General features: G+C 36.0%; 5 protein-coding genes. All 5 read right to left on the bottom strand.

The features are described from left to right. Positions 1–38: 38 nt before the first annotated feature. The 5 genes from RRY75_RS13970 to RRY75_RS13950 all read right to left on the bottom strand — a co-directional run bounded on the left by RRY75_RS13970 (position 39) and on the right by RRY75_RS13950 (position 3,580). Complete coding sequence (locus RRY75_RS13970; protein ID WP_332717365.1) at positions 39–188, bottom strand: hypothetical protein; 150 nt, start codon at positions 186–188, stop codon at positions 39–41. Between the two features lie 274 nt (positions 189–462). Continuing rightward, positions 463–1,065, bottom strand: coding sequence for a hypothetical protein (locus RRY75_RS13965; RefSeq protein ID WP_332717362.1), 603 nt, complete (start codon positions 1,063–1,065; stop codon positions 463–465). Positions 1,066–1,565: 500 nt separating this feature from the next. After that, positions 1,566–1,700 (bottom strand): hypothetical protein, encoded by a 135-nt coding sequence (locus RRY75_RS13960; protein ID WP_332717359.1) that lies wholly within the window; start codon positions 1,698–1,700, stop codon positions 1,566–1,568. A gap of 129 nt (positions 1,701–1,829) precedes the next feature. Further along, the gene (locus tag RRY75_RS13955; protein ID WP_332717356.1) at positions 1,830–3,125 is read right to left on the bottom strand and encodes a phage major capsid protein; all 1,296 of its coding nucleotides are present in this window, start codon (positions 3,123–3,125) and stop codon (positions 1,830–1,832) included. Between the two features lie 11 nt (positions 3,126–3,136). Next, the gene (locus RRY75_RS13950; RefSeq protein ID WP_332717353.1) at positions 3,137–3,580 is read right to left on the bottom strand and encodes a DUF6290 family protein; all 444 of its coding nucleotides are present in this window, start codon (positions 3,578–3,580) and stop codon (positions 3,137–3,139) included. Between the last annotated feature and the right edge of the window lie 419 nt (positions 3,581–3,999).

The following is a 3,999-nucleotide window of genomic DNA, read 5'->3' as shown; positions in this document are numbered from 1 at the left end:
TATTATTTTATCAAATCAGATGTTCAAAATCTGAACATCTAGTTATTTTCGTTTACTAATTCTTGATAATATTTAATTGTTAAGTCTTGAATGGTAATGTCATGGTCAATTACATAATGTTGTAATTTCTTATGCAAATCCTCTTCAACTCTAATAGTGAGTTTCTTTACTTTCTTTTCTTCGCTCATGGTGTCACCTCTCTTTCAAAATCCTAGTTGGGAATAAATAAGCAAGCAAACCCTAGAATTGCAACAAGACAAAAGGTGATTTTCCCAAACTTAACACGGTCTTTTATGCAATAAGCCAAAAACAAAACGCATAAGTAAGATATTAGTTTTATCATAGATTCCCCTCGATTCTATTGTGATTTGAAACCCCTAAGGCGGGTGCTTATGGTCGAATGACCTAGTGATGTGTTTTCGATATGATTATATTACCATATAGACGTCAAGACGTCAATATCTATTTATTATATTTCTCTACAAACTCTTTCAAGGCTTGTGCTAGTAAATCACCTTTACTAAATGCCTTGTTAGTGTCTGCAAATGCCCCGAACTGCTCCCACATTGTTTTGTTACTTCTACAGGATATCATAGTATTTTCTGATACTGGCAATTCTATAAGTATGTCACTGGCAACCAATACACGGTACTTTTTAAACCATTGAATCATGTCCTGTATAGTCTCTTTCTCGTCTGTCAACGTCTTGATAAGTTCCTCTTGGATTGGGTCTAATACTTGATATGTATTAGGTTGTGGTGTAATACTTTCTGTATTAATCAATGTACTGCTGTCCGTATTACTAAGGTTCTGATTTTTCTTTGTTGATGTATTACTGTCTATATTAGTTGGTGTATTATTGGACTTCTGATTTTCCTTTGCGGATACATTGCTATCCTTGGGTACATACATCAATGTTCGTCTATCACTTCTATAACCCCTATCCCCCATAAACGAACCCAGTGCCTTTACACTTGCAGCACCTACTTGTTTGGTAATCTCTTCTCTTGATACCCCTTGTGCTTGTAAATCTAATACTATTTGCAACTTCTCTTCTACTCTCATTCTATCCCCTCCAATGTATTAATCTAGGTATGAATAGTGTAATACAAATCTGCAAAATAATCACCAAAGATAATCCGCAGTTATCGGTGATGGGTAGGCACACCCCTTGTAAACCTTGCCTGTGTGGAAACATTGGATGGATTTATTGAGTAAATCTGCATAATATACAACCATTTCCGTATAAATCCTCTTGATTTCGGTTAAATATCAACTAAAAAGAGGAGGTTCTCGCCCATGAAAACGATATTGTAACGCTTGAAGTCCTAGTTCCGCTCTTAGTGTGTTTAATATTGGCTCCTATGCTGATATAAGAAATGTTGTAATGAGTGAAAGAAAATTTCTAATAAATATAAGGAATGTTTACTTTTCTATTAGAAGTGATATACTAAGGGTAATTGGAAATTGCTTTTTTCTCTTGTGTGCTATTGCTCACCTTTGAAAATGGTCAAATAAAAAATAACCCTAGGGAAAGCTTTGGTCGGCTCCCTAGGGTTATTTTTTTACAATAGCTTAGTAATTAAAGCTACAAGTATTGCAAAGATGCCATTTATGATGGCTACTTTTACAAGTGGATCTAGTTTTTGTTTGGTCGGTTTGGTTTTGGAAATTGCTTTCTTTTTCTTCTTCTGTGCCACGGTGTCACCTCCTTCCGTGGTACTCCACAAAAGGAACTAGACCCTTACCCTTATTAATATATCATGGATTCTTGTTAAACGGGCAAAAAATGTATTATAAAAGACCCCTAGGAATAGGGGTCTAAATTATTACTTAGAGAAGTCTTTCAATGTTTCTACTATTGGCTTCTTTGACTTCTTAGGTTGTGCTGTCACAAGTGACACGCCATCTTTAGCGATATGAGTTACACCGTTAGGGTTTACAAGTGCAATATCCACGCCCATGTATAATCTAAATGTCTTTTGAAGCTTCTGGAACTGGTCTGAAGTGTAACCACGCTCAAACATTAAATAAGGACTAACTCCTACGACAACGGCATTTCTATCCAAGACTACCGCTTGACCGTCGCCAACATTATTCGAACCATCTAACTCAACACCCTCTAGGGCTTTAGGTGGGGCTAAGAAGTCCCCGTTTGCGTTTGTGCTAGATAGTAGGTCGTAGTACTCATCAGTAGGCATAATAGCGTCTGTAGCCGTTAAATTAGCCTTAGCCACAGGCTTCACACCTTTTACAAGGTCTGTATACTTGAGACTATCTGTGAATGTTGCCTTGTTAATATCTGGATATGTAAGAATACCCTTTGGTGCTGATGCTTCGTCTGTTCCGTCACCATCACCATATAATAAAGCGTTGTCCATAGCTTCTGCTAATGCTCCCGCCATAGCCATATGTAAAGCTTCGCCTACGTTTTGACCATCTTTCAATAGGACTTCACTTACTGGTACTAACATTGCAAGAATCTTAGACTTTAACTTAACTGGTGCAAATGTTACGTCTGAGAATGGAATAGCTTCACCCTCTGCTACAAAATATGCCTTTGGGTCTTTAGCTACTTTTGCAACTGTTAAGTTTCCGTTTGTTAATTGTAACGCTGGTACTTTACCAAATATCGCTGACTTTGCTCTAGCCGTATCAAAGATGCTTGCACTAAGCCTTTGTGGAATAAGAACTTTCCCATCTCCTGTTGATTCGATTGCGTTCAAATAATCTCTTTCTCTTGTCGCATTTGACCAATTACCCGTCATAACCCCAGATACTAATTTCCCTAGGTCAACGTCATTATGCGTATTGTCTTTTAATTTTTCTGCCATCTGCTCATGTGGCATCACGGCATTTTTAAATAATTGTCCGCTCATTTCTTTTACTTCCCCCATATTCTTCGGTTCTTTTATATTTTGTGTATCCTTAGTCATAATATAATCACCTTTAAAGTTTTTAAGTTCATCTTCTTCTAATGCTTCTTGCACTTCAATTTCTTTTTGTAAGTTTTTGATTTCAGCAATTTTTGCGTGGGCTTCTTCAATCTTGCCCTCATTTCTTAAAACTTCCATTTCTGCTTTCACGGCGTCAAGTTCTTGCCACATTTCTGTACTTTTTTTCATGATATACCCCCTTATCTTCTTAGCTTAATTTTTTTATCAATTAAGCCTTGTTTTTGTGCTTCTACGGCTTCTTCGTAAAGGTCTACTTCTTCTTCGCCATTATTAAAATCAAAGGACACTAATTCGTCGGGTTGTTCTTCAATGATTTTTAAAGCCGTATCAAATTGTACCGCATTAAAAATAGCGTCAAGCATTGGAATGATCGGGCTATCCCCATGTTCTTGTTTGAGGTGTTTTTTAATCTCTTGAATGTCTCTAAGACCAATGTATAACTCCTGTGGCTCTACTCTTGGTAAAGTTACAACAAAATTCCCCTCTTTTACTTTCTTGCAAAGCTCTATATATTTTGATAAGCCTTGTCTAATCTGCTCCGAACGGCTTACGCCGTTTTCTTTTGCTACCTTATCCAAAACTTCAAGTTCTGCATCTGATAGCCTAATACTAATACTAGCCATAATTTTTATGACCTCCTTTGTTTGATTGTTAAAAAATTTAGGAAAGTTTGCCCCAAACGGGGCTAAATATGAAAAAAAGTCAAATGAATAAAAAAGAGTAGTAATACAACTACCTTAATATGTATTACAAAGTTATATAATTTTAATACAAGTATATCATTTTTCCTTCCATTTGTCAATCTACATCCTATGGAAAAACCTAGTAATACCAATGCTTTTAGCCTAAATAATACCTATTTTAAAATACGTATTATACTTTGCATTTACCATCTGAACTCTACGCATGACTTGCATGTTGTTACAGTATTTCTAAATAGCATTATTTGAGATTCTTTTATAAATCCATCCAATGTTTCCACATAGGCAGGGTTTACAAGGGGTGTCCCCATTGTTTAAATAAAAAAAGTTATGTATTATAG

The organism is Niameybacter sp. (assembly GCF_036655075.1).
Lineage (GTDB): Bacteria > Bacillota > Clostridia > Lachnospirales > Cellulosilyticaceae > Holtiella.
Note: the sequence above shows the minus strand (reverse complement) of the source record. Positions and strands in the feature narration are given on the sequence as shown.